General features: G+C 61.6%; 22 protein-coding genes and 3 pseudogenes. 16 read left to right on the forward strand and 9 right to left on the reverse strand.

Annotation, left to right across the window (positions count from 1 at the left end; translation table 11 throughout):
- The 3 genes and pseudogenes from VOM14_RS12815 to VOM14_RS12825 all read left to right on the forward strand — a co-directional run.
- Positions 1-408: pseudogene (locus VOM14_RS12815) on the forward strand (porin); the annotation flags it as partial.
- Between the two features lie 245 nt (positions 409-653).
- Positions 654-2,312: an alkaline phosphatase family protein gene (locus VOM14_RS12820; protein ID WP_327629096.1), complete on the forward strand. Its 1,659-nt coding sequence runs from the start codon at positions 654-656 to the stop codon at positions 2,310-2,312.
- 260 nt (positions 2,313-2,572) lie between these two features.
- On the forward strand, positions 2,573-2,866 hold the full coding sequence (locus VOM14_RS12825; protein ID WP_327629097.1) for an antibiotic biosynthesis monooxygenase family protein: 294 nt from the start codon (positions 2,573-2,575) through the stop codon (positions 2,864-2,866).
- A gap of 73 nt (positions 2,867-2,939) precedes the next feature.
- Here VOM14_RS12825 and dctA read toward each other — a convergent pair whose 3' ends face one another.
- Together dctA and VOM14_RS12835 are read right to left on the reverse strand one after the other, a co-directional pair.
- Positions 2,940-4,292, reverse strand: a complete 1,353-nt coding sequence (gene dctA / locus VOM14_RS12830; RefSeq protein ID WP_327629098.1) for a C4-dicarboxylate transporter DctA — start codon at positions 4,290-4,292, stop codon at positions 2,940-2,942.
- 49 nt (positions 4,293-4,341) lie between these two features.
- The gene (locus VOM14_RS12835; protein ID WP_327629099.1) at positions 4,342-5,004 is read right to left on the reverse strand and encodes an aspartate/glutamate racemase family protein; all 663 of its coding nucleotides are present in this window, start codon (positions 5,002-5,004) and stop codon (positions 4,342-4,344) included.
- Between the two features lie 189 nt (positions 5,005-5,193).
- Here VOM14_RS12835 and VOM14_RS12840 point away from each other — a divergent pair, with 189 nt between their 5' ends.
- The 6 genes and pseudogenes from VOM14_RS12840 to VOM14_RS12865 all read left to right on the forward strand — a co-directional run.
- The gene (locus VOM14_RS12840) at positions 5,194-6,135 is read left to right on the forward strand and encodes a GntR family transcriptional regulator (protein ID WP_327629100.1); all 942 of its coding nucleotides are present in this window, start codon (positions 5,194-5,196) and stop codon (positions 6,133-6,135) included.
- Positions 6,136-6,450: 315 nt separating this feature from the next.
- Positions 6,451-7,554, forward strand: a complete 1,104-nt coding sequence (locus VOM14_RS12845) for a porin (protein ID WP_327629101.1) — start codon at positions 6,451-6,453, stop codon at positions 7,552-7,554.
- 30 nt (positions 7,555-7,584) lie between these two features.
- Positions 7,585-8,919: an MFS transporter gene (locus VOM14_RS12850; protein ID WP_327629102.1), complete on the forward strand. Its 1,335-nt coding sequence runs from the start codon at positions 7,585-7,587 to the stop codon at positions 8,917-8,919.
- A 201-nt stretch (positions 8,920-9,120) separates the two neighbouring features.
- A complete protein-coding gene (locus VOM14_RS12855) occupies positions 9,121-10,191 on the forward strand; it encodes an isocitrate/isopropylmalate dehydrogenase family protein (protein ID WP_327629103.1) in 1,071 nt (356 codons plus the stop codon).
- 96 nt (positions 10,192-10,287) lie between these two features.
- Entirely contained in the window at positions 10,288-11,277 is a 990-nt protein-coding gene (locus VOM14_RS12860; RefSeq protein ID WP_327629104.1) for an amidohydrolase family protein, read from the forward strand.
- A 10-nt stretch (positions 11,278-11,287) separates the two neighbouring features.
- Positions 11,288-11,515: pseudogene (locus VOM14_RS12865) on the forward strand (nucleotide-binding domain containing protein); the annotation flags it as partial.
- Positions 11,516-11,556: 41 nt separating this feature from the next.
- Here the strand turns inward: VOM14_RS12865 and VOM14_RS12870 are convergent.
- The 3 genes and pseudogenes from VOM14_RS12870 to VOM14_RS12880 all read right to left on the reverse strand — a co-directional run.
- Complete coding sequence (locus VOM14_RS12870) at positions 11,557-13,302, reverse strand: cobaltochelatase CobT-related protein (protein ID WP_327629105.1); 1,746 nt, start codon at positions 13,300-13,302, stop codon at positions 11,557-11,559.
- A 4-nt stretch (positions 13,303-13,306) separates the two neighbouring features.
- Positions 13,307-14,524 carry an ATP-binding protein gene (locus VOM14_RS12875; RefSeq protein ID WP_327629106.1) on the reverse strand — a complete coding sequence of 406 codons (1,218 nt, stop codon included), beginning with the start codon at positions 14,522-14,524 and terminating at the stop codon, positions 13,307-13,309.
- Between the two features lie 33 nt (positions 14,525-14,557).
- A pseudogene (locus tag VOM14_RS12880) lies at positions 14,558-14,950 on the reverse strand (class II aldolase/adducin family protein); the annotation flags it as partial.
- A gap of 420 nt (positions 14,951-15,370) precedes the next feature.
- Between VOM14_RS12880 and VOM14_RS12885 the strand changes: the two are divergent.
- Positions 15,371-16,117, forward strand: coding sequence for a FadR/GntR family transcriptional regulator (locus tag VOM14_RS12885; protein ID WP_327629107.1), 747 nt, complete (start codon positions 15,371-15,373; stop codon positions 16,115-16,117).
- A 59-nt stretch (positions 16,118-16,176) separates the two neighbouring features.
- Here VOM14_RS12885 and VOM14_RS12890 read toward each other — a convergent pair whose 3' ends face one another.
- The 4 genes from VOM14_RS12890 to VOM14_RS12905 all read right to left on the reverse strand — a co-directional run bounded on the left by VOM14_RS12890 (position 16,177) and on the right by VOM14_RS12905 (position 20,233).
- Positions 16,177-16,752 carry a pyridoxamine 5'-phosphate oxidase family protein gene (locus tag VOM14_RS12890; protein WP_327629108.1) on the reverse strand — a complete coding sequence of 192 codons (576 nt, stop codon included), beginning with the start codon at positions 16,750-16,752 and terminating at the stop codon, positions 16,177-16,179.
- A 101-nt stretch (positions 16,753-16,853) separates the two neighbouring features.
- A complete protein-coding gene (gene lhpH, locus VOM14_RS12895; protein WP_327629109.1) occupies positions 16,854-17,861 on the reverse strand; it encodes a trans-3-hydroxy-L-proline dehydratase in 1,008 nt (335 codons plus the stop codon).
- 28 nt (positions 17,862-17,889) lie between these two features.
- The gene (locus VOM14_RS12900; protein ID WP_327629110.1) at positions 17,890-19,011 is read right to left on the reverse strand and encodes a branched-chain amino acid ABC transporter substrate-binding protein; all 1,122 of its coding nucleotides are present in this window, start codon (positions 19,009-19,011) and stop codon (positions 17,890-17,892) included.
- 346 nt (positions 19,012-19,357) lie between these two features.
- Positions 19,358-20,233 (reverse strand): DMT family transporter, encoded by an 876-nt coding sequence (locus VOM14_RS12905; protein ID WP_327629111.1) that lies wholly within the window; start codon positions 20,231-20,233, stop codon positions 19,358-19,360.
- A 191-nt stretch (positions 20,234-20,424) separates the two neighbouring features.
- Between VOM14_RS12905 and nthA the strand changes: the two genes are divergently transcribed.
- The 6 genes from nthA to leuD all read left to right on the forward strand — a co-directional run bounded on the left by nthA (position 20,425) and on the right by leuD (position 25,395).
- Positions 20,425-21,042 (forward strand): nitrile hydratase subunit alpha, encoded by a 618-nt coding sequence (nthA, locus tag VOM14_RS12910; RefSeq protein ID WP_327629112.1) that lies wholly within the window; start codon positions 20,425-20,427, stop codon positions 21,040-21,042.
- A complete protein-coding gene (nthB, locus tag VOM14_RS12915) occupies positions 21,039-21,695 on the forward strand; it encodes a nitrile hydratase subunit beta (RefSeq protein WP_327629113.1) in 657 nt (218 codons plus the stop codon). The genes nthA and nthB overlap by 4 nt, the downstream gene beginning before the upstream one ends.
- A gap of 1 nt (position 21,696) precedes the next feature.
- Positions 21,697-22,095 (forward strand): nitrile hydratase accessory protein, encoded by a 399-nt coding sequence (locus tag VOM14_RS12920; RefSeq protein ID WP_327629114.1) that lies wholly within the window; start codon positions 21,697-21,699, stop codon positions 22,093-22,095.
- An 86-nt stretch (positions 22,096-22,181) separates the two neighbouring features.
- Positions 22,182-23,096, forward strand: a complete 915-nt coding sequence (locus VOM14_RS12925; RefSeq protein ID WP_327629115.1) for a LysR family transcriptional regulator — start codon at positions 22,182-22,184, stop codon at positions 23,094-23,096.
- Positions 23,097-23,308: 212 nt separating this feature from the next.
- Positions 23,309-24,742 carry a 3-isopropylmalate dehydratase large subunit gene (gene leuC, locus VOM14_RS12930; protein WP_327629116.1) on the forward strand — a complete coding sequence of 478 codons (1,434 nt, stop codon included), beginning with the start codon at positions 23,309-23,311 and terminating at the stop codon, positions 24,740-24,742.
- On the forward strand, positions 24,742-25,395 hold the full coding sequence (leuD, locus tag VOM14_RS12935; protein ID WP_327629117.1) for a 3-isopropylmalate dehydratase small subunit: 654 nt from the start codon (positions 24,742-24,744) through the stop codon (positions 25,393-25,395). The genes leuC and leuD overlap by 1 nt, the downstream gene beginning before the upstream one ends.
- Positions 25,396-25,430: the final 35 nt, after the last annotated feature.

Below are 25,430 nucleotides of genomic sequence, written 5' to 3' on the forward strand. Positions count from 1 at the left end.
TATACGTTCGGCATTTTGCGCGCCAATGCGGGCTATTTCCGCTACCTGGGCAATCAGGGCGCACTCGGTCAGCGTCAGGACAACGCGTGGACCGTGTCGCTCAAGCTCTCGCCGAAGGGACCGCTCGACTACGAACTCGGCTATCAGCAGATGCGTGTGAAGAACGCCGCCTATAACGCGGACGGCGATATTCCGAACGCGAACATCGGCGCATTCGATCCGACTTCGGGCCTGCACAACGGCTACAAGGAGACGCTCTACTGGTCGGCGTTCTATCACCTGTCCAAGCGCACTGAACTGTACCTGGCCGGCGACTACATGAAGCTGCATGGCGGCTATACGGTCGGCACCACGTTCGGCGCAACCAACCAGCTCGAACTGACCACGGGCGTGCGCACTCGCTTCTGATCGCGAGTACCTGCTTTTCTTCGAAGCGGTGAACAGGCGGCGAACGAATTCGTTCGCCGCTTTTACCATTCGAACATGATGGAAATCTTAAGGATTGAGTTAATCGCGCCAGTTTTCGCGGTCGATATAGAAATATCGGTCATGTTAGAAAACCGAAAGCATGAGTTCATCTGTACGTCTTTATTTCATTGCACATTCTCCTACGCATTACCGAATCTTTCTTGACCATGCCAAAAGGATAGGACATGAAGACGATCAGGAGTTGGATGTGGGTTCCTCGTGCAATGAGCGCTGCTGTGGTACTCGCCGGTCTGTATGCACAGGGTGCTATGGCGAGCGACGAACACGATCAGCATCGCGCGGTGCAGCATGTGCTGCTCATCAGCTTCGACGGCCTGCATGAACAGGACGTCGCGCGTTGCATCAATTCAAATGCCTGCCCCAATCTCGCGCTGTTGGCCAAAGCAGGAACGACCTATACGAACGCCTACACGCCGGGTCTTTCCGATTCGTTCCCTGGACTCGCCGCATTGGTGACAGGCGGCTCGCCGAAAACGGCGGGTCTTTTCTACGACGTCTCCTACGACCGCACGCTCTACGCACCGACCGATAGCAATTGCACGGGCAAGCAAGGCTGGAACGTCGTATTCGACGAGACGACGGGCGTCGACGCAGTGAACGGCGGCGCGCTCACGCATCTGAACGGCGGCGGCGGATTCAATCCCCAGGCGATTCCGCATGCAATGATCAAGGGCGTCTGCCAGCCTGTTTATCCGCACAATTACGTGAAGACCAACACGATCTTCGAAGTGATCAAGGAGAACGTGAAGGGCGCACGCACCGCGTGGGCGGATAAGCACGCATGGGGCTATGACTGGTTGAATGGGCCGTCGGGTACCGGTGTCGACGATCTCGCGCGCACGGAAATCAACTCGATCGATCCGGCAACCAAGTCGGACTACACCGACGTCTACACGCACACAGAGACGTTCGACAACCTGCATATCCAGTCGGTGATCGACCAGATCGACGGCAAGAGTTCGACGGGCCAGTCCGGCGCGGGCGTGCCCACTATTTTCGGCGCGAACTTCCAGACGCTGAGCGTCGCGCAAAAGGCGCCGGTTGTGAAGGGCGGCGGCTACCTGGATGCGAGCTTCACGCCGGGACCGCAGGTGAGCGCCGCGATTGCCTATCTGGATGGCGCATTGGGCCGCTTCGTGTCGGAATTGAAGCAGCAGAATCTCTATTCGTCGACGGCGATCATCGTGACCGCAAAACACGGCCAGTCGCCGAGCGATCACACGAAGCTCGTGAAGAACGGCGACACGCTCACGTCGCTGCTCGAAGCGAACAACTATCTTGATCCGGCAGGCAACTTCGGGCAGGCCAATACCACGAGCGGCAACCTCAACGACGGCACGGGCCTCGTCAATACCGGCTTCGTGCAAACCGACGACGTCGGCCTGATCTGGCTGCGCGACCAGAGTCAGTTGCAGGCGGCGGTGAATACGCTGAAGGCCAATCTCGGCTGCAACGCGCCGGGGATTTGCGCCGACGGCCCGCAAGCCTACATCCTCTATGGTTCGCAACTGGCCGCGAAATTCGGCGATCCGGCTCGCGGACGCACGCCGGATATCGTGGTTCAGCCGAACCCGGGCGTGATCTATACGTCGAGCACCAAGAAGGATGAAGAGCATGGCGGCAACGCGCCGAACGACAGCCACCTCGGTCTGGTCGTCTACACGCCTCGCGACGAGCACGGCGGCAAGGTCGTCGATCAGCACGTGACGACCACGCAAGTCGCGCCGACGATCCTGCGCATGCTCGATCTCGATCCTGCGTTGCTGCACTCGGTCGCGCTCGAAGGAACGCATACACTGCCGGGCTTCGACCGCGGGCATTAAGCGGGAGTAGCTTCACGGAAGTCGTTGCAAGAAGTCGTTGAATCGCGGCCCCGCGACGTCGAAGAATCGAGTGGGGCCGCGTTCGAAGCACTGAATTCGTCAGCATGTAACTTCACACGCCGCTGATCGACACTCACTCTATTTGCCGGACATTAGCCGCGAAGCCCAAAGTGTGCTATTGACATACCTGCCTGTGTTGCCGGTGCGTCAGTTGCACCGCTGGGCTGAATGGCTGTCTGTCAATCAAAGAGGAGAGTGCGATGGTATTTGAAATGGCCCATATCGAGATTTTGCCGGGCAAGGCCGCCGAGTTCGAAGCGGGCGTCACGCAAGCCGTGCCGCTTTTTCTACGCGCGAAAGGATGTAGCGATGTGAAACTGCATCGGACCGTCGAGCATCCCGAGCAATACGTGCTGCAAGTCGAATGGGCGACGATCGAGGATCACATGGTGACCTTCAGGGAGTCCGCGGACTTTCAGGAATGGCGCCGGCTCGTCGGTTCGTTCTTCAAGCAGCCGCCGGTTGTCGTTCATATCGAAACGGTGGTCGGCTAACACTGCCTGAACGTGTGGCGTGGCGATCGGCAGGATCGCGGCGCCACTCACCTGCATTCGGCGCGCTGCGCAATCACGATTGCACAGGAGGCGTGCGAATTTCCGGTGCGGCAGCGAGGCCGGATGCCGTGCTGTCTCCATTGGCAAGCTCGCTTTCGACCTTGGCTTGATGGAACAACGCGTCGTGCATCTTCTGCGCGTCGAACGCCTTTTCCCACTTCGCGACCACCACCGCGGCAACCGCATTGCCGATGATCGACGTGACCGCGCGTGCTTCGCCCATGAATCGATCGATGCCCACGAGCAGCGCGATGGCGCTCAGCGGCAGCACATGCACGGCGCAAAGCGTCGCCGCCAGCGCGACGAATCCGCCTCCCGGCACGCCGCTCATGCCCTTGGACGTCACCAGACCCATCGCGAGTATGACGATCTCCTGGCCGAGTGTGAGATGCGTATTGGTCGCCTGCGCAATGAAGATCACGGCCATCGTCAAGTAGATGCAGACGCCGTCCAGATTGAACGCGTAACCCGTTGGGACCACGAGACCCACCACGGATTTTTCGCAGCCCATGCGCTCGAGTTTTTCGAGCAGTCGCGGAAGGGCCGGTTCCGCGCTGGACGTGCCCAGCGTAATCAGAATTTCAGTCTTCAGGTAGGCGATAAAGCGGAAAACATTCACGCCGCACAGCTTGAGCACGATGCCGAGCACCACCAGCACAAACACAATGCAGGTGATGTAAAACGACATCATCAATTGGCCGAGTGCGAGCAGGCTCGACACACCGTATTTGCCGACCGTGAACGCGATAGCGCCGAACGCGCCGACAGGCGCGAACTTCATCACGAAAGTGACCACGCCGAACATGGTGTGAAGGAACTCGTCCACGATGTTCACGAGCGTCGCCGCGCGCTGACCTGCATGCGCGAGCGCGAGACCGAACAGCACAGCGATGAAAACCACCGGCAAAATATCGCCATGCACGAACGCCCCCACAAAGCTCTCGGGAATGATGTGCATGAAAAAGTCCTTGATCGACTGTTCCTGCGCGACCTTTGCGTAGCCGGCAACGGACGAAAGATTGAGCGTCGCGGGATCGACGTTCATGCCTTTACCCGGATTCATCAAATGGGCCACTGCCAGGCCGATCGCGAGCGCGCCCGTTGTCACGACCTCGAAGTAGATCAGCGCCTTGAGTCCAACACGTCCCACTGCCTTAATGTCGCCCATTTTCGCAATGCCGGTCACTACCGTCGCGAAAACGATGGGCGCGACGAGCATTTTGACGAGTTTGATGAACGCGTCGCCGAGCGCCTTCATATCGGTTCCGAGCGCCGGCTGCACTGCGCCGAACGCAATGCCCAATGCCACACCGATCAGGACCTGGACGTAGAGCGGCCGGATGGCCTTGCCAATCGAAAATCGCACAGCTGTCTCCTTGGAGTGCGTCGTTGCGTCGTGGTGGATCTCTGCCCGATCAGCGCGTCAGCAGCGCTTTGAGCTGTTTCACCGCGCTGTCCGGCGTGGTCAACGTCGGCCGGCCTGAAGCGGCCTCGGCTTGTGCATGCGCGCTTGTCATCGAGAATTGGGCGAAGCAGATCACGTCATGTTCGGCAAGGCGCGCACAAGCCTGTGCAATTAGGCGATCGTGCGTGTCCCGGTCGCCTCTTTGCAAGGCCAGCCACGCTCCTTCGACGAAACAGCACTGAATTTGCAAATCCGGATGCCGTCCCGCGGGGAACTCCCGGAATTCACGCGCGATGGGCGCGAGCGCGGGCTCGAACGTCGCCACGAGGGCGATATCGCGTCCGAGCGCCAGCGCTTGCTCGATCATCGCTTCGTTGGGTTTCAGAACGGGAATTTCGATGCCAGTGCGAGCCGCTTCGATGGCCGGGCCGAACGCGGAGCAGGTGAACAGAACGCCATCGGCGCCTGCCTCGCGTACATAGCGAACGAGCGCCGCAAAGCGTGGCGACATGACATGGATGTCGCCGCCGGCGCGTTGCAGATCGGCGCTCAGCGAATCTTCCAGCAGGTTGTACACCATGGCCTCAGGCCACAAACGCGTGAAGCTTTCCGTGATGGGCTGGATCGCGAGCGGTGTCGCGTGAACAAGTTGGATACGCGGCTTGGCGGTCATGAGATCAAAACGAGAACATTGTATTTAATCGCAATATAGTACATGTACAGTCGAGGAAAAGCTCGGGAAGACCCTATCCGGCATCATTTTGCCAGCACGGCAATGCGCGTCGGAACGGGCGCATCCCTGTCCTGTCTTTCGTCGAACAACAATTTATGGTATCAACAGGCAACCACCCCACCGAACATCATGAAGACAGAGACAACTGGAGCGCTGGCCGATCAGGTCGCGGCCAAAATCATCGACATTGCGCGCACGCGTTCGCTGCACGCGGGTGAACATCTGCGCGAAGAGGCGCTGGCTTCCGAACTCGGCCTGTCGCGCTCGCCGATCCGGCGCGGTCTCGCGTTGCTGGCCCAGCACGGCATCGTCGTGAAGGAGCCGAATCGCGGCATCTTTCTGGCGGTCGACGCGCATGGCATCGACATCGCCAAGTTACCGTTCGGCGCCGATCCACAAGAAGATCTGTATCTGCGCGTGGCGGACGATTGCCTGAGCGGCGAGATCGCGCAAGAGTTCTACGAAGCCGAATTGCTGCGGCGCTTCGATGTGCCGCGCGGCCAGCTTCTGAAAGTGCTGACGCGGCTCGCCAACGAAGGCATGATCGCGCGCAAGCCGGGCCAGGGCTGGCGCATCAATCCGTTTCTGCACGATCGCGAAGCGCATATCCAGAGCTACCGTTTCCGCATGGCGATCGAACCGGCGGCGCTGCTCGAACCCACGTTTCGCATCGACAAGGCCGGCTTTGCAAAAGCCCGCCAGATCCAGACGGAAATGCTTCAGGGCGACATCTTCAAGCTGCCTCGTTCGATGCTGTTCAAGAACGGCTCGGAGTTTCATGAAATGCTGGTTCGCTGTTCGGGCAACCGCTTTTTTATCGAGTCGCTGGAGCGCCAGAACCAGCTGCGCCGCTTCATGGAATACAAGGCGGCGACTGACCGCACGCGGCTGATTCGCCAGTGCCGGGAACACCTCGAAATGCTCGATCTGATCGAGAGCGGCAGCCGCGATCACGCGGCCGCATTCATGCGCAAGCATCTCGATGTCGTCAGCAAGATCAAGGCGCAAGCAGAAGAAAAAGAAGAGCAGGAAGCCGCCGCGAGCCCCGTCCTTCCCGAAGCGCATTTCTGAAGTCAGCCCCGCTGGCGGACCCCCGTTCGCCAGCGCTCGCCGTTCATCGCACGCGCCGGAGTGCCGCTCCGGCTTGCCGCGCGTCACCTCCGGAATGTTTCTGAAAATCGGGTTTACGCGGGTGTGAGCCGCGTGGACATTTGCTTTACATTGTATCGTGTTGATAGATAGTACATAGATGCTGCGCCGCGCTTAGCTGTTGAATAGGCAACGCGGGACCTCGGTGGAAACGGAAGTTCGCCATTTTCGCGCGTCATTGATTGTATTAAATGATCACGTAGAACAAATAAGCAACCACAAACAGGAGGTTTGGAGATGCGGCAGTTACTGATGGGACTGGGTGCCACGGCGGCGGGATGTCTGCTCGCGACGGGGGCGTATGCCGAGAACAGCGTGACGCTGTACGGGATCATCGACATTGGCGTTCAGTACGCGAGCAATGCCGGCGGCCACGCGCAAACCCAGGAAACCAGCGGCATGTTCAACGGCAACCGTTTCGGCTTCAAGGGCAACGAGGATCTCGGCGGTGGCTGGCAAGCCGTATTCCAACTGGAGAACGGATTCAACGGAAACAATGGCACGTTCGGGCAGGGCACGAGTGCGTCCGGCTCGACGGCAGCCGTGACCCGCATCTTCGGACGGATGGCCTGGGTGGGCCTCAAGTCGCCGTGGGCGACATTGAGCATGGGTCGTCAGTACGACTTCATGTATGACTTCGCGCCAATTGCCGTCTCGAACTACGTCGGCTCGTTCATGCATCGGCCGGGCACCGCGAACGCGATCCTCGGCAATAACGGCAGCACGGCCGACTTCGATCGTATCGGCGGCGCGCGCGTCGACAACTCGGCCAGGCTCACCAGTGCACCGCTGGCGGGCTTCACGCTCGGCGCGCTGTATGGTTTCGGCGGTCAGGCCGGCGCGTTTTCAAACGGCAGCACCGAGAGCTTCGGACTCAAGTATCAGAACGGCGGCCTGCTTGCGAATGCCGTGTGGACGAATCTCAAGGAAGCCAATTCGCTCAGCAGCTATCGGACGTACGGCGCGGGTGCGCGCTATCAGTTCGGACCGGTTCGCGTCTCGGGCATGTACACGAATGCCGAGTGGACGGCGACGGGCGATCGGGTCGATACGGTCGAATTCGGCGCGCAATATCTGATCACACCGGCATTCTCGGTAGCGGCGGGGTACTTCTATTCGAAGCCGAACAACGAGAAGACCAACGCGATCATGAAAGGTACGCGCAACCAGGTGGGGTTCGCCACGGCTTACTCGTTCTCGAAGGCGACGAATGTCTATGCCACGGTCGATTATCAGCGCGCGAAGCACGGCTATGCGGCGCAGATCTACACCCTCTCTCCCACGGATGCGAAGACCAATCATCAAACGATGATCGGCGTCGGTTTGCAGCACTTCTTCTAATCCCCGAAAACAGCGTCGGCAGGAGATTCAATGAAACCCGAAATTCACACGCGAACCATGGGGAAGGTGTCGAGACGCCTGATTCCCTTCATGATCCTGATGTTCCTCATCAACTTTCTCGACCGCGTGAATATCGGCTTTGCCGCGCTCGAGATGAACAAGGATCTCGGCCTTTCGCCAACCACGTATGGATTCGCGGCGGGCATTCTGTTCATCGGCTATGTTGCGTTCGAAGTGCCGAGCAACATGATCCTGCAGCGCGTGGGCGCGCGCGTGTGGCTCGCGCGCATCATGATCACGTGGGGCATTCTGGCCACGTTGATGGCATTCGTTTTCAACGAGGCGTCGCTATTCACGTTGCGCGCGCTGATCGGTGTCGCGGAAGCGGGCTTTTTCCCCGGCCTCGTGTTCTACATGATGCGCTGGTTCCCGGCCGAGGAGCGCGCGAAGGCCATCACCGTGTTCATGCTGGGCAATCCGATTTCGGTGATCATCGGCGGCCCGCTCTCGACGGCGATTCTTCACTTCGCGCATCACCTGGGCGGTTTTGCCGGCTGGCAGTGGCTCTTCATCATCGAGGGCGTGCCCGCCGTCATCATCGGCGCGGTGACGCTGGTCTGGCTCACCGAGCGCCCGCAAGACGCGAAGTGGTTGCAGCCCGACGAACGCGAATGGCTCGTCACGAAGATCAACGACGAATTGCGCGCGAAAGAAAGCCGCGGCCACAGTCCGGTTCGCGTGCGCGATGTCTTCGTGCATGGCAAGACGCTCGCTTTTGCGTGCTCCAAGTTCTGCGTGCTGCTCGCCTTCTTCGGGATCACGCTGTGGTTGCCGCAGATCGTGAAGAGTATCGGCAGTCTCAGCACGTTCGAGGTCGGCGTGGCCTCGGCCATTCCCTATGTGTTCTCGGCGATCGCGAGCGTGTTGATCGGCCGTCATTCGGACAAGACGGGCGAGCGCAAGTGGCACATCGCGCTGCCGGTGTTCCTCGGCGCGCTCGGCTTCGTCGTGGCGAGTCTCACGACTAATCCGTGGGGCGCGATGGCGGCGCTGTGCGTGGCCGCGACGGGTCTGTGGGTGTCGAACACTGTGTTCTGGACGCTGCCTTCGGCCATGCTCTCGGGCACGACCGCGGCTGCGGGCATCGCCTTCATCAATGCGTTCGGCAACCTCGGCGGATTTGCCGGCCCGTACCTGACCGGCTGGATTCGCCAGGCGACGCACTCCTACGTGTGGGCGCTCGTCATGCTCGGCGGCTTCCTCGCGCTGAGCGGCATCATCGTGCTGATCGTCGGCCGGTCGGAAACGACAGGCAGCGATCGCAGCCGCAACGTCGCGCAACAGCCCGCGCTCAAGAAGTCCTGACGCCGGATCGCAGGACACGTCATGGGTCCTGCGAGTTGTATTGATTTGCTTCCAAATGCGTTCAGGTTTTTACGCTCGCCGCGCAAGTCAGGATAAAGCGTCCCTGGAACAAACCCTTAAATTGTATTTTAAGGTTTTGAAGTACAATTTATCTCATGAATTCCTGGCGCGTGAGCTGCCACACCCTCTGGAGACTTTGTGATGCGTATTCTGGTTTTGCCGTGCGACGGCATCGGCCCTGAAATTACGGCCGCTTCGATGACTGTCCTGCAAGCGGCCGACAGGAAGTTCGGCCTGAACCTGTCGTTCGACTACGACGACGTCGGCTTCGTCAGTCTGGAAAAGTACGGCACGACGCTGCGCGAGGAAGTGCTGGAGAAAGCGAAGACGTATGACGGGATCATTCTCGGCACGCAGTCTCACGCGAACTATCCGGCGCCGGAGAAGGGCGGCCGCAACGTGTCCGCCGGTTTTCGCATCGGACTCGATCTGTACGCGAATGTGCGCCCGGCTCGCACGCGTGAGTTCCTGACGTCGAACATGCGCGAGGGCAAGTCCATGGACCTCGTGATCATGCGCGAGGCGACCGAAGGCTTCTATCCCGACCGCAACATGACCAAAGGCTGGGCCGAACTGATGCCGAGCCCGGACATGGCCATCTCGCTGCGCAAGATCACGCGCCATTGCAGCGAGCGCATTGCGCGTCGCGCGTTCGAGCTTGCCATGAAGCGCAAGAAGAAAGTGACCGCTATCCACAAGGCGAACAGTTTCCACATGACCGACGGGCTGTTCCTCGAATGCGTGCGCGATGTCGCGAAAGACTTCCCGGAGGTGCAGCTCGACGATCTGCTCGTCGATGCGTCCACGGCTCATCTCGTGCGCTCGCCGGAGCGTTTTGACGTGCTCGTCGCGACGAACTTCTACGGCGACATCATCAGCGATCTGGCGAGCGAGCTGTCGGGCAGCCTCGGGCTCGCGGGTTCCATGATGGCGAGCGACACGCACTGCTGCGCCCAGGCGCAACACGGCTCGGCGCCCGACATTGCCGGTCAGGACACGGCCAATCCGGTCTCGATGATTCTGTCGGTCGCCATGCTGATTCAGTGGATGGGCGAGCATCACGACAAGCCGGCTTTCGTGGAAGCCGGACAGGCGATGGAAGCGGCCGTCGACAAGGTGCTCGAAAACCCGGCGACGCGCACGCCGGATCTCGGCGGCAAGTTCGGCTGCAAGGCATTCGGCGACGAGGTCGCGCGCGTCGTGGCCGGATGATGGGTTGAAGCGCAAGTCTAAGCACGTGTTCAAGCGCGGGCGCATCGCGCGCCCGCGTGCTCACGAAGCACTCCATAACAACAAGGAGACAGCGAAATGGTAGATCGTCGGCAGATGCTGGTCGCAACGGGTGCCGCTCTCGGAGCGACGTCCCTTTTCGGTATCGGTAAGGTCATGGGCAAGGAACTCGGACACATGTCGCCGATCGGCTTCACCGTTCCGGCAGGCGTGGTCGATTCGCACTGTCATATCTTCAATCCCGAGAAGTTTGCTTACTCGCCGAAGCGGAAATACACGCCGCCGCCCGCGACCGTGCAGGACCTTCAGCGCTTCCATGCGGCGCTCCATGTGCATCGGACCGTGCTCGTGCAACCGAGCGTCTACGGAACCGATAACGCGTGTCTCGTCGATGCGCTCGGCCAGCTCGGTAAAGACGCTCGCGGCATTGCGGTGATCGACAAAAGCTTTTCGGGTCAGCAACTGGATGATCTCGCGGGCGCGGGCGTCGTCGGCGTGCGAATCAATCTGGAGGTCGGCAAGGATCGCGATTTCAATTCGGCCATCATGCGATTCGAACAAACGGTCGAGACATTGCGCGGCAAGCCGCTGATCGTGCAGGTTTATGCGGCCTTGCCTGTGCTCGCCGATCTCGCGCAACGCATTCAAATCCAGCCGCACCCGGTCGTGATCGATCATTTCGGTCTCGCGAAAGCGGCGGACGGTCCGGAGCAGGCCGGCATGTCCGCGCTCATCGGCATGATGCAGTCGCGCAAGGTGTTCGTGAAGTTGTCCGGCCCGTACCAGATCTCGCTTCAGAAGCCGGGCTATGCGGATACCGCGGCGATCGGCAGCACGCTGGTGCAAGCCGCGCCCGATCAGGTGATCTGGGGCAGCGATTGGCCCCATACGGGCGGCAGCGAGCGGCCCGCGAACGCGAAACCGACCGACATCGAGGCGTTTCGCAGCGAGGACGAAGGGCGCAATTTCGCGCTCGTCAAGAGTTGGGCGCCGCAAGCCGCGCAACGGCACAAGCTGCTCGTCGAGAATGCGACGAGTCTGTTCGGCTTCGGCTCACGCACCGCGTAGTGCAGACGGAGTCAAGGCGCTCGACGTGTCCGCGCTGCGCATCGGCGCGCCGATCGATCCCGGCGTGCCCTGAACAATCGGCAGCGGCAAGGAACGGCTCGCCCTGGCTCTCAAGTCGGGAAACTTCGGAACGACGGATTTCTTCGAAAAGGCGCTTTTTTTTCGGCGTCCTGAAACCCGGATTATCCGGGTGCGCGACTACCATGTCTCCTCCATATCTCTGCACGATATGGATTGAGCCCACTGTACGGTGGGCTTTTTTTCGCTTCACATAATTACTTAGAGATCCGAACCTTCAAGCATCCAGTCTCTGTGGTCCAGAAGCGTGCGGCCCAGCACCTGAAACGCCGCGCCCGGCAGATCGTGCAGCTGTTCCACCACGCTGCTCGTCGGATAAAAGGCTTCGACGGCATCGTCGAGAATGCCCACGCCGATCAGTTCGACGCCGCGCTCCCGGAGTTCATTCACGCGTGCCCGCAGATCCGTTCGAAGTATCGCCGGATTGCCGTCGCCGGTTGCAGGGTATCCATCGGAGAGCACCATCAGAATACGGCGATGCGCGCGCCGCTCGAGCAGGCGCGTCGCGGCCCAACTCAACGCCTCGCCGTCAGGATTTTCATGACCGCATTCGAGACGTTGGAGACCGCTCAGGTTGTCGGAATCGAAACGCTTATAGACCTGCAAATCAAGGCGTTCGACAAACCGGTTGAAGCCCGCTGGAGCGTTTCCGTCAGCGAGCCAGCGCTCGTAAAACGCGCGCATGTCGGCATCTTCAATCGAACTGTAGCCGAGCACTTCGCACGAGAAACCGAGTTGAGTCAGCGCGTCGCCGAGCGCGGCGGCGCATAGTCTGGCGAGTTCGATCTTGCGGCCGGCCATCGAGCCGCTGCGATCGATGAGCACGCTAATGGCCGCGTCGCGTCCCGGCCGCGTCCGGCGAACCCGGAAGGGCGTGCGATAGCCCGGCGAGGTCGCGAGTCTCGCTAGCGAGGGACGGTCCAGCTCGCCGCGTTCCTGTTCGCGCTTCCAGTGCGTCTGTTCGTCGGCCTTCAACGCGCGTTCGAGCCGCGCCTTGAGCGGCTCGGTCTGCGCCCGGGCCGCGCTGCGCAATTTTCTCCACTCGACGGGGTCGCCTTTGCCCGTCAGATCGATCACGCGATCGAACTGTGTCGTGATCGGCACCGAAAGAATCGGCCGGTTCTGCGATGAAAGTCGCGGCGTGCGGCCTTGGCCTTCGCCTGACGGTTCGGCTGATGCATCGGATTGCGTCTGTGCAAGCGCCGAGCCGCCGGCGGACTCCGTGTCCGAAGACAAGCGGTTGTTCGAGTCGGCTGATTCGTCGGACTCGAAGCCGGTCTTCGCAGTCGTGGCATCGAGCGCACCGTCGGCGTCGGCGGTGAACATCATGTTGTTCACGTCGCCCGCGGCAAGCGTGCGAATTCGTTCTACAAGGGCGCGCGCGACGCCGACACTATCGGCGGACGAGCGTGCAGTGCGCGCGTGTTCCAGCAGATCGAGGCTCGCGCCTAACGCGGCGTCGAGTGAATGGCTCGATTCGACTGGCGTTGGCTCTTCTTGCCACAAGAACCGTTCGATGCGCCACGCGAGCTTGTCTTTCCAGGCGAGTTTCGGCCAGCGCTGCAGCGCGTCGCTCGCGAGCGCCTCGCGCAAGTGCTTGAGAAAGGTTGCCGCGCCGGCATACTCGGCGACCAGCAGTGCGCAGGCGCGGCGATCGTCGACGATCTCGGCGAGCCGGCGCACGATGGGCGAATTCGCGCGCTCGACGATTTCCGCCGCGGAAAAACGCGCGCGCGCGGCAAGCAGATCGACATAGCCGGTCATGACCTGAATCGACGTGACGGAGTCCGAAAGATTCGCGGGCAGCACCATCGTATCGTGGCGCAACTGCGGGCCGTCGTCCGCGAAGACGACCTCGATGTCCTCGCGCCCGGTCAATGCACGCGCGAGCCGCGAGAGATGCATCAGCGCGTCGTTGTTCTCGCGCGATGCCGGAGCGCCGGTCATGTGTTCAACCCTCCGGGCCAATGTGATGCTGGATGATGCTGCGGATCAGCGTGGCGTCTTCCGCGCTGATCTTCGAATAGATGGTCGGGCCGGCGGCCGTTTCCGGATCGCCGGTCCGCAGCATGAGGTCGGTCCAGTCGAGCAGCCGCCTCGTGGAAAACGCGCTCGCGAGGTCTTCGCGCGTGAAGGCTTCGCGGCACGCGGCGGCGATGGAAGCCAGCGTTTCGGCCATCGCCGCCGTGACGCGCGGACCAAAAGTGCGTTGCAGCACCTGCGCTTCGTCCTCGCGTGAAAGATAGTCGATGTGGTACACGCGCCAGCGGTCGAGAAACGCCTCGTTCATCAGATTGGCGCCCTGATAAAGATGGCGGTATTGCCCCATCGAGCCGACTGCGTTGGCCGTCGCGAAGAGCCGGAAGGAAGGGTGGGGCGCGACGATCTCATTGCCGCGTTCCTTCAGCAGCAGACGCCCGCCGGGTTCCAGCACGGCGGTGAGGACAGCGAGGATCGCGGGCTCGGCAAAGTCGACTTCGTCGACGATAAGCCATAGACCTTCACGCATGGCGGTCGGCAACACGCCGTCGACCCAGATCGTCTCGCCGCCCTTGACGGTCCAGAACCCGACGAAGTCACCCACCGTTGTCTGGCCGTTCATGTTCGAGCGCAGCACGCCCTGGTTCGTCTGCGCGGCGACCTGTTCGATGAGACTCGTCTTTCCTGTTCCCGTGTGGCCGATCAGCAGGATTCGACGATTCTCGACAATGTCCAGAAGGACGTTGTCGGAACGTGCCGCGAAAAGGTAAGCGGGGTTCACAGGCGGCACGAGCGGGCCGCCCGCGCCGCGAGGCATGGGTATGCGACCGACGAGCGCCATGCTGGCGGACGAATCGGCGAGTGAATCGGCAATCTCCGGCTTCGGCGCAAACGTCGCACGCAAATCGCTGATGAAGCTTGTCCGAAGAGCCGGCTCTTTTTTCGCCATGCCGCTCTCGCGCCGGACAAACCCTTCGCGACGCCACTTGTGCAGCTTCGCTTCCAGGTTGTCGAGATCGACCACGGTGTCGATGTGAGTCTCGCCGTTGGCGCGACGATGCTGGATGCGATACATGTGAGGCCGCTCGGACCGGCTCACATTCCATTCGCCTGCGGACGCGTCGGCCGGATGGTGATAGAGGCCGAACGGCGACGGGTCTTGATGCGGGTTGTCAGCAGGTAGGTTCATGGCGGATTACGAAATGCTGGGCCGATAACGCCTTCATCGACATGACCAGCGGGCGCCGAAAATATGGCGGAGTTCTTCGATTACATCGTCGGACAAGGGCGACGCGGTGCGGCCGGTGGACATCCACAGTGCTGCCGTTTCCTCGAGTTCTTCAAGCACGAACGATGCTTGCGAAACCGATTTCTCCCACACGACAGGCCCGAGCCGTTCCTGCACAACCGCTCGCACTGTCGCGGCCAGCGCCGCGACTTGCTGCGCGACTTCCGGCGCGCCCGGCCGCCTGTCCGCGATCAGCGGCACGTGGCCGACTTTCATCACATAGTACGGCGTAATGGGAGGAAGCACGTTGTCGGCGCGCCAGACGCCGGCTAACGTCAGCGCAACGAGATTCGTGGAATTCGGGATTCCGTTTCCATGGGCTCGCCGGCAAATTGGCGGCTTGCTCTTTATGCATTGTACTACGGTGCGCATAAATACAATATTCGCGGGATGAGATTTGACGAGAGATCTTTGCAAGAAGTGAAGCATGACTAACTAATTCGCAGGCTTCCAGGTAACGCGGCTCATCAGCGCCGCGACTATTGCGCAGTCCGATGCGCCATCTGAAGATCGAAGACAGTTGGCGGATAAGGTCTAGCGCTCAGTGCGCGAAGGCGCTCAGCGCTGGATTGAAATCTATACCACTATTGGTGCAAAAAAAGCCAATTAGTTGGCGCCTTGCCCTTATCTGGTCTTTTACGGAATCCATTTGTCATATGGCATGAGTTCAGATTCGGAGCTAACGCATAAATTGGTCTGGAGACTCAGCGGAAATGGTATATTTGGAAACCACCGTACGAGATCATCATGGCACCGGCACGACGCGAATTCCCGAAGAACTTCCGACCTCTGCAGATCTATGAGCAGGTCTCGGAAAAGATCCGTGCGGAGATTCGCGCGGGTCGATTCATGCCCGACGCCCGGCTGCCGTCGGAGCGCGAGCTTGCATCGCTCTTCGGCGTCGGACGCCCGGCGGTTCGTGAGGCGATCGGCGCGTTGCAGAACGAAGGACTCGTGGTCACGCGGCGCAATTCGGGAACGTATGTTTCGACAGGTGCGCCAGAAGTCCTGGCAAGCGAGCCGGAGAGCGGCGAAGCGCACAGCAGCGTTCTCCAGGCGGATTACAGTCCGTCCGCGACGCTGGATGTCCGCCTCATTCTCGAACCTGCCATTGCGCGGCGCGCGGCTGCACATAAAAAGCGCGACAAGCTGGCGGAGCACTATCTCGCGCAGATGGAGACGCTCACTGACGTCGCTGATCCTGAAGAACGGGCTCTGTGGAACAACAGCGATCGGCTTTTCCATCATCAGCTCGCGGTGATGACGGGGGACGCGCTGCTCGCGAGGCTTGCCGAGGAAATTGCCGAAACGATGGATCAGTCGCTATGGAAGCGCCTGAAGGATGACGGCATCTATGATCCCGCGCGGATTCGGCTTTATGTCGCCGAACATCGGCTGATTTATGAAGCGATCGTCACGGGCGACGCCGACGCCGCGGCGTTCTATGTCGAGCAGCATATTCACCGCGTGCAGCGAGACATCACCCCCAACTGATTTGGGTGGACGCGGCGGGATCTCATCAACTCCGATTGGACGCGTATCGTTCGCGACTGCTACGGCGCGACCCAGCAACTGTCCCACGCATTGTCGACGCGCTGGAAGCGGGCGCGCTCGTGGCCGCCGGCGGCCGAGAGGTCGAGCCAATCAATCATCAAGGGTTCGACGTCGACGACGCAGAAGTTCTCGAAGCCCTCGTTAGGCCCGTGCGGTTGTCGCGCTTCATCGAATGCATCGCGTGGCTGATCGATCTCAGTGCCCGGCGCCAATAACGTCCGGTACACGATCAGGCTCTGCAGGCGACTGGCGTTCCACGCGGCCATTCTCATGTGTTCGTCGCGAACAATCCGCGTGCGGCCCGATACGCGGATCTGGACGTTGCGTTCCGCATCGACACCGACCAGCGCGATGCGCGGATCGCGAGTCAGCTCCGCGATCTTGGGCGAGCGCAGATCGGTGTGGAACGTGATCACATTCTGTTGCTCGCTCACCTTGCGCAACACGACCGTACGGACATTTGGCGAGCCGTCCAGACCGATCGTGGCGGCCTGCATCGTCTTGAAGGGCGGACGTCCATCACCCGTACCGGCCATCAGATAGTCCCATGTCTCTGCAAAAACACTGGCGAGCATCGCTCAATCTCCTTATGCGTTCGCCAAACCTGCCGAAGCGCATCGACGAAAAAAAGCGCGCGGCTTTTCAGGACCGCGCGCCAAACCTGGTACAACATCTTTCACCTGACGAGAAAGCCGTACGCCAGCGGATCGCGCTCGTCGATAATCCAGTTGGCGAAACCGCAGATGTACGCATTGCCCTCGACTTCAGGGATGACAGCGGGTATTCCACTCACGGTCGTTTCGCCGAGTACGCGGCCCTTGAATGCCGTCCCGACAATGGATTCGTTGATCAGCGTTTCGTTTGCGCCGAGCTGACCACGAAGATAGAGTTGCGCGACGCGACCGCCCGTGCCTGAACCGGTGGGCGACCGGTCCACCTCGCGGTCCGCGAATACGCAGCAGTTCGCCTGAGTCGAACCGGCATGCCGTGGCGCATTGGCGATGATGGTGCCGTAAATGTGGTTGATTTCCGGAATCTCGGGATGCGCGAGGGGATACGCCTGGTTGGCCGCTTCCTTGACTTCGGCGCCGAAGCGGATCAGTTGTTCGACGGCGGACTCGCGGATCGGCAGATCGAAGGGCGCGCCGTCCACATAGAAGTAGAACGCGCCACCGTACGCAATGTCGCCGGTGACAGTGCCGAACGACGGCGTTTCGACCGACACGTCGCGCTTCCAGATAAACGAGGGCACGTTGACGAAGCGCACCGGCCCCGCGTGCTCGCCGTCCCATTGGACGAATGCTTCGATAAAGCCGCAGGGCGCGTCGATTCCGACCCGCGTTTCAGGACTGTGACGCTGAACCCAACCCAGTTCGACCGCAGCCGTTGCGAGCGCGATCACACCGTGTCCGCAGTGGTCGCTATAGCCTTCGTTATGCAGAAAAATGATGCCGAAATCCGCTTCCGCAGACACAGGCTCGGTCAGGTATCCGCCGTACATGTCCGCATGACCGCGCGGTTCGAACATCAGCGCGCGGCGGATGTCGTCCGCATTCTCCTTCAACCACGCGCGACGTTTCACGATGGTATCTCCCGGCAGGCGCGGAAGTCCGCTGGTGACAATGCGAAAAGGCTCCCCACCGGTGTGCACTTCTACCGTCGAAATGGATCGGGTCAGTTTCATGAGTCGTACAGTCTGCCTGGTTCGTGGGTTACGGTGCGTAGGGAGCCGGCAAGCCGTTCTTGATCACGTAGACGGTGGTCGGCGCGCCCTTGAGATCGCCGTTTTCGTCAAAAGAGTAGGTGCCTGCCACGCCCTTGTACTGCTCCTTTGCGAGCTGCGCCATGATCTTCGACTTGTCGGTCGTCGTGCCGGCCTTGACCATCGCGTCGGCCAGCAGTTTCACACCGTCGTAGTAGTTCACGCCGTAGACCTGCGGGTCCGTGTGATAGGTGTCGTGGTACTTCTTGAGGAAGTCGCGGCCTTCGGCTGTTTTCTCCAGTGCCACGCCGCCCTGCGCACAGTAGACGATCGATGCTGCATCGCCCGCCACTTTGCCCATGTCGGCCGAGCAGATGCCGTCGCCGCCGAGCAGCTTCGCACGCAGGCCGCGCTGACGGATCTGTTTGGCCATCGGCGCGCCCTGAGCCGCGTAGCCGCCGTAGAAGATCACGTCCGGGTTCTTCGCCTTGATCGCCGTCAGGATGCCGAGGAAGTCCGTTGCCTGAGAATTGGTGAATTGCTGGTCGACGATCTGGATGCCGTTGGCTTTCGCGACCTTCGCAAACTGCTCTGCAACGCCTTGCCCGTAGGCCGTGCGGTCGTCGATGAGGGCAGCCGTTTTGGCCTTCAGCGTCTTTGCGGCGAACTCGCCCATCGTGCCGCCGAGTTGCTCGTCGCTCGCGCCGATCCGGAAGATGTTCTTGAAGCCCTGCTTCGTGAGCGCAGGGTTCGATGCCACCGGCAGCATCGGGACGCCGCCGGTGTTGTACACGCGGGAGGCCGGAATCGCGACACCCGAGTTGTACGGCCCCATCACTGCGATCACCCCATGATCGACGAGATTCTGCGCAACCTGCACGCCGACCTTCGGGTCAGCCTGGTCGTCCTGGGAGTCCAGTTTGAACGTCACCGACTTTCCGCCGATCGTGACGTGCTGTTTGTTCAGCTCGTCGACGGCCATTTTTGCACCGTTCTCGTTGTCCTTCCCGTTCGGCGCTTGCGGACCCGTCAGGGGCGCGGAATGGCCGATCGTCACGACTTCCTGTGCTTGCGCCGACACGACGGCACTGAAGGCAGACGCGGCTGCCATGGCAATGATGAGGGATCGCATGTCTGGTCTCGTAATTGGTTTTGAAGGATACCAATGTAGGACATAAGTGGTTCTATGGCAAGCCGTTAAAATGGAACACCCGATTCGTGGTTTTACATATGAACCAATGTGGCGACTCGGTCGCGCTATCTGGGTCAATTTCGGACCAGTCTACTTTTGCATTCCTGAGAACCGAACGACGTCGGAACGTGGGGTGACGAAACGGATATTTTCGAGGGATGGCCAGAAGCGGGCATGCGCCCGGGTTGGCCTATCCGCATTGGTGCCGCGCGCTTTGCGCGAGCGCCGTCTATCGCAAGACTGTTAGACGCCGTCCGGAACGGCGCGCTGGAGGATTCGTTGACGCTCAACATGCAGAGTCATCACGCTCAAGATGATCAGCGTGAGCGCCGCGAACTCCAGGGAGACCAAATTGCTCTCCGACGCCCCAGCCGATCAGCAGCGCGACGGCCGGCGCCAGATAGGTCGCGCCCGACGACGCCACTGCGCCAAATTCTTCCAGAAGGTAGTAATACAGGAAGAAGGACACGCCAGTACCGAGAATCCCGCCTCCGACAATGAGACCGCCCGCCGCCGCCGGATCGCCGAGGATTTTGCCGACGCCGCCGAAATCGGTCACGGCGGATAACCGCAAGACCGCGAGCCCCATTTGCCACGTCGCCAACGCGAGCGCCGGCAGCGCCAAGGGAGTCAGCAACACGCGCACGTAGACGTAGGAGGCGCCGAGCACGAATGCGCTTGTCAGAACCCAGAAAACACCGGACAAATCGATCGAGCCGTTGGCGCCTTCCCAGGGCCGGGCGATTAGCGCGATGCCGAGAAATCCAAGCAGCACACCCAATACCATCGTGCCGTTGAGCTTTTCATTCTTCAGAAAGATCACCGACAGGAGCGCTGTGAAAAGCGTGTTGACGTTACCCAGTACGGCCGCCATGCCGGACGGAAGAAGCGCCGTCCCTTTGGTGATCGCAAAATAATAGAAGGCGGTCGCTATGAAGCCCATCACCATGAAGTGATGAACGTGGCGTATCTGGCGAACCTTGATCACCTGGCGCCGCCAGGCGATGACTGCCAATGGAAGAAAGCCGAAGAACACACGCAGGAAGGCAATCTGCATCGGGCTGATGGAGGAAAACGCCCACTTCATGAAGATGAAGTTGGACCCCAGAAGAGACCAGGCAGCAGGAATGCGACGCGCGCTTTCATCGTGATGACTTTCCAAGGCTTTTCAAGGTTTTTCAATAAACTCGCGCGCAAGTGGGTCTCGTCGAGGCGCTCTGGCAGCGGATTGACGGCCCGGCAAGACTCGTTCACCCGTAAGGGAGCCGGCAGCCGCCACACGAGTCAGTTCAAGGTCGCAATCCCGAATCGGCTACTCTACACTGCACTGATACGCATGGACCGAGTACATCGATGAGTCCCGACGAGCACAACCACTCCGAGCTGTCGCCAGTCCAACTGCGAGTGCGCGCGCTCGAGACAATTCTGAGCGCGAAGGGCTACATCGACCCCGCCGCCCTCGACCTTATCGTCGAGCGATATCAGACCAGGATTGGCCCACACATCGGCGCCGGCGTGATCGCCCGGGCGTGGGTCGATGTCGAGTTCAAGAGGGCGCTGCTGGCAGACGCGACAAGCGCGATTGCCGCGCTCGGCGTCGTCAATCATGTGGGCGATCATCTGATCGCGATCGAGAACGTGCCGGGACATCACGACATGGTCGTCTGCACGCTGTGCTCGTGCTACCCATGGGACGTGCTCGGCCTGCCACCGGTCTGGTACAAGTCGGCCGCTTATCGCTCGCGTGCCGTGTCGGACCCGCGCGGCGTGCTGGCCGACTTCGGTGTCGTTCTGCCCGAAGACACGCAAATCCGGGTCTGGGACTCGACGGCGGAGACCCGCTTCCTCGTGGTGCCGCCGCGTCCCGCCGGCACCGAAGGCTGGCCCGAGGAGCGCCTCGCGCGGCTCGTCACCCGTGACTGCATGATCGGCACCGGCTTGCCCCGCCGTGCCGAGGAGATACCGACATGAACGGAGCCCATGACATGGGAGGCATGCACGGCTTCGGCGCGGTCCAGCCCGAGGCCGACGAACCCCCGTTCCACGCACCGTGGGAGGGGCGCGTGCTGGCGATGCAGCGGGCCATGCGTTTCACGCGCGCCTGGAACATCGACATGTCGCGCGACGCGCAGGAGCGGCTGCCTGCCGCGGTCTACCTGTCGGCGTCCTACTATGAAAGATGGGCATTGGGAATCGAGCGCAATGCCGTCGAGCAAGGGCTGATCGGCGCCGATGAAATCGCCGCAGGGCATGCCCTCTATCCGGCCAGGCCCGTCGAACGGGTCATGACGACGAACGACATCGAACACGCGTTCACGCGAGGCTCTTTCGCGCGCGCACCCAGGCAGCCGGCCAGGTTCAAACCGGGTGAGCGAGTGCGCACGAAGAACATCAACCCGCCCACGCACACGCGCTTGCCGCGATACGCGCGCGGCCGCGAGGGAACGATCGAGGCGATCCGGGGTTGCCATGTCTTCCCGGACTCCGTCGTGACGGGCGCGGGAGAAGACCCGCAGTGGCTCTACACAGTCGTCTTCGAAGGCCGCGAACTCTGGGGCGCGGACACCGACGCCACGCTAACCGTCTCGATCGAGGCATTCGAGCCCTACCTTGAATCCGCGTGAAATGAAGATCGATCCAGCCGCGGTGCGTGATGCCGCCGAGGCCGTACCCGGCGTTCCCCGTGACGCGGAAGGTCCGGTGTTTCGCGAGCCGTGGGAGGCACAGGCTTTTGCTCTGGGCGTGGTCTTGCAGCAGCAGGGCCTCTACACCTGGCGCGAACTGGCCGCAGCGCTGGCAGAAGAGATCAGGCGCGCGCAGCTTGCCGGCGATCCAGATACCGGCGAGACCTACTACCTGCACTGGCTTGCCACGCTGGAGCGCCTCGTGGCGAGCAAGGGCGTCGCGAGCACGCAGACGCAGGCGCGTTACCGCGAAGCCTGGCGCCACGCCGCGCATCGCACGCCTCACGGCGCGCCTATCGAACTATCGCAAGACGATTTCACGGGAAACGAGGACTCGTGATCGCGCGAGGTTGCCCGGCTCACGCGCATGACGACAATCTCCGGTGAGTCATAATCGATGTCTGACCGCAGCCGGAACCTCCGAGCATGAATCTCCATCGACTCGATCTCGTCTCGCTTTCCCTTTTCGCACTCGTCGTTCGCAGCGGGAGCATCAGCAAGGGCGCTGAACTCGCCCATCTCGCGATCGGTGCGGCAAGCAAGCGCATTGCGGATCTGGAGTCCTCGATCGGTACCGCGCTGTTCGAGCGCCACTCTCGCGGCATCACGCTCACCGCGGCAGGCGAAGCGCTCAAACATCACGCGCAGCGCATTCTGAACGACGTCGACCTGATGACCGCCGATCTCTCGGACTATGCGGCAGGCGTGGTCGGCACGGTTCGCCTGTGGGCGAACACATCGGCGATCACGCAATTCCTGCCGGCCGATTTTGCGGCGTTCACCTCCGCCAATCCGGCCATCCGCATTCAACTCGAAGAACAGAATAGCGAACAGATCGCATTGGCCGTAATCGATGGACACGCCGATTTCGGCATCATGGCCGACCAGATGCCGACGCTCGGTCTCCAAACCACGCCTTATCGCCGCGACCGTCTGGTGCTGGTCGTGCCGGACGGGCATCCCCTCGCGCGACGCAAGTCGGTCACTTTCGACGACGCGCTGGAGTTCGATTTTGTCAGCCTGACGCACAATACTTCGCTCGCCAAGCGACTCCACCTCGCGACCGGTCTGTCGAGCGGACGGCTCAAGCTGCGCATTCAGGTTCGCAGCTTCGACGCCATGTGCCTGATGGTCGCCGCCGGGCTCGGGATCGCCGTGCTGCCGGACGCCGCGGCACGCCCGCATATCCGTTCGATGGGTTTGTGCAAGATCGGGCTCTCGGAAGACTGGGCCGAACGGCAGTTGCTCATCTGCGCGCGGGATCTCAACGCACTGCCGAAGCCGGCGCGGCTGCTCGTCAATCACCTGACCCGTTCCACGCCCGACGCCGCGCGAACCTGAAGCCGAAAAGGACTCCCGCCGCTTGATCGGCGGCGAGCTTCGGGCGCGGCCGGCCGCATCCACCGAGCTTTCGTGATCCGCGAAAGCTCGCTTCCTCACTGTGTCATTCCCTTCGTCCTGCCCAATACGGACAATCGTTCTCCATAAAAGCGCGCCAGCCATGGTGGACAGCAAAAAATCATTCTTTCGTCTGAAAGTATGGAGACACCGCAATGCAGTCAGTCAGCACGCCACGTACCTTGTTCGACAAGCTGTGGCAAAGCCACGTCGTGACGGAAACCCCGGATGGTCCGGCGCTCCTCTACGTCGACCGCCATCTCGTCTATGAAGTGACGAGCCCTCAGGCGTTCGAAGCGATCCGCGTGGCCGGGCGCAAGCCGTGGCGGCCCGAAACGGTGCTGGCCGTCGCCGATCACAATGTGCCGACGCTCGCATCGGAGCGCATCAGCATCGATTCCATCGCGGACCCGCTGTCGCGCATCCAGGTCGCGCAGCTCGACCGCAACTGCAACGAATTCGGCATCACGTCGTACGGTATTCGCAATCCCAGGCAAGGCATCATCCACGTCGTGGGCCCGGAGCAGGGCGCCACGCTGCCGGGCATGACGGTGGTCGCGGGCGACTCCCACACGAGCACGCACGGCGCATTCGCGGCGCTCGCGTTCGGCGTGGGCACGTCGGAAGTCGAGCATGTGCTGGCGACGCAATGCCTGTCGGTCAAGAAGATGAAGTCGATGCTCGTGCGCGTCGAAGGCGACCTGCCTGCGGGCGTCACGTCCAAGGACCTCGTGCTCGCCATCATCGGCAAGATCGGCACGGCGGGGGGCACCGGTTACGCGATGGAGTTCGCCGGCGGCACGATCCGCGCGCTGTCGATGGAAGGGCGCATGACGCTGTGCAATATGGCGATCGAGGCAGGCGCCCGCGTGGGCCTGATCGCCGTGGACGACGTCACGATCGACTATGTGAAAGGCCGCTCCTTTTCGCCCAACGACACGCACTGGGACGCCGCCGTCGCCTATTGGCGCACGCTGGTCAGCGACGAAGGCGCCCGCTTCGACAAGATCGTCGAGGTGGACGCAACCCGTCTGCGGCCGATGGTCACCTGGGGCACGTCGCCCGAAATGGTGGTCTCCATCGACGGCGCCGTCCCGAACCCGTCGAATGAAGCGGATTCCGTGCGCCGCGCCGACATGACGCGCGCGCTGTCGTACATGGGGCTCGAGCCGGGCACGCCGATGGAGCGGATCGCGCTCGACAAGGTCTTCATCGGTTCATGCACGAACGGGCGCATCGAGGATCTGCGCGCGGCGGCAGCCGTGGTGAAAGGCCGGCACGTCGCGCCCGGCATCCGGCTCGCGCTCGTGGTGCCGGGCTCGGGGCTCGTCAAGGCGCAGGCCGAAGCGGAAGGGCTCGACGTCATCTTCGCGGCCGCCGGTTTCGAATGGCGTGAGCCGGGCTGCTCGATGTGCCTCGGCATGAACGACGATCGCCTGCGTCCGGGCGAACGCTGCGCGTCCACGTCGAACCGCAACTTCGAAGGCCGTCAGGGCCCCGGCGGCCGCAGTCACCTCGTCAGCCCCGCGATGGCCGCCGCCGCGGCCATTGCCGGCCATTTCGTCGACGTTTCGCGCGGAGAACGCTGATGCAGCCCTTTACCACACTGGAAGCGCTCGTCGTCCCGCTCGACCGCGCGAACGTCGACACCGACGCAATCATCCCGAAACAGTTCATGAAATCGGTGCAGCGCACGGGCTTCGGCGTGAACCTGTTCGACGAATGGCGTTATGTCGATCACGGCGAGCCGGGCCAGGATGTGTCGACCCGACAGCCGAATCCCGAGTTCGTGTTGAATCAGCCTCGCTACGCCGGCGCGCAGATTCTGCTCACGCGCGACAACTTCGGTTGCGGATCGAGCCGCGAGCATGCCGCCTGGGCCTTGTCGGACTTCGGCATTCGCGCGCTGATCGCGCCGGGCTTTGCCGATATCTTCTATGGCAACTGCTTCAAGAACGGCATGCTGCCAATCGTGCTCGACGACGGCGTCGTTCAGCACCTGTTCGATCTCGTTGCGCGGACACCGGGACTGCGGCTCGCGATCGATCTCAAAGCACAATGCGTTCAACTGGCGGGCGGCGACGCGATTTCTGGCGACGCGATACCTTTTGACATCGAACCCGAGCGCAAACGCCGTCTGCTCAACGGGCTCGATGACGTCGCGCTGACGCTCCAGCAAGCGGACCAGATCCGCGCCTACGAGCAGGCACGCCGCGCGCGCGAGCCCTGGCTTTTCAGCTGAGGCGGCACGCCCGCAACCGCCGACCGCAATTTCAG

The organism is Paraburkholderia sp. MPAMCS5 (genome assembly GCF_036016995.1).
Classification (GTDB): Bacteria; Pseudomonadota; Gammaproteobacteria; order Burkholderiales; family Burkholderiaceae; genus Paraburkholderia.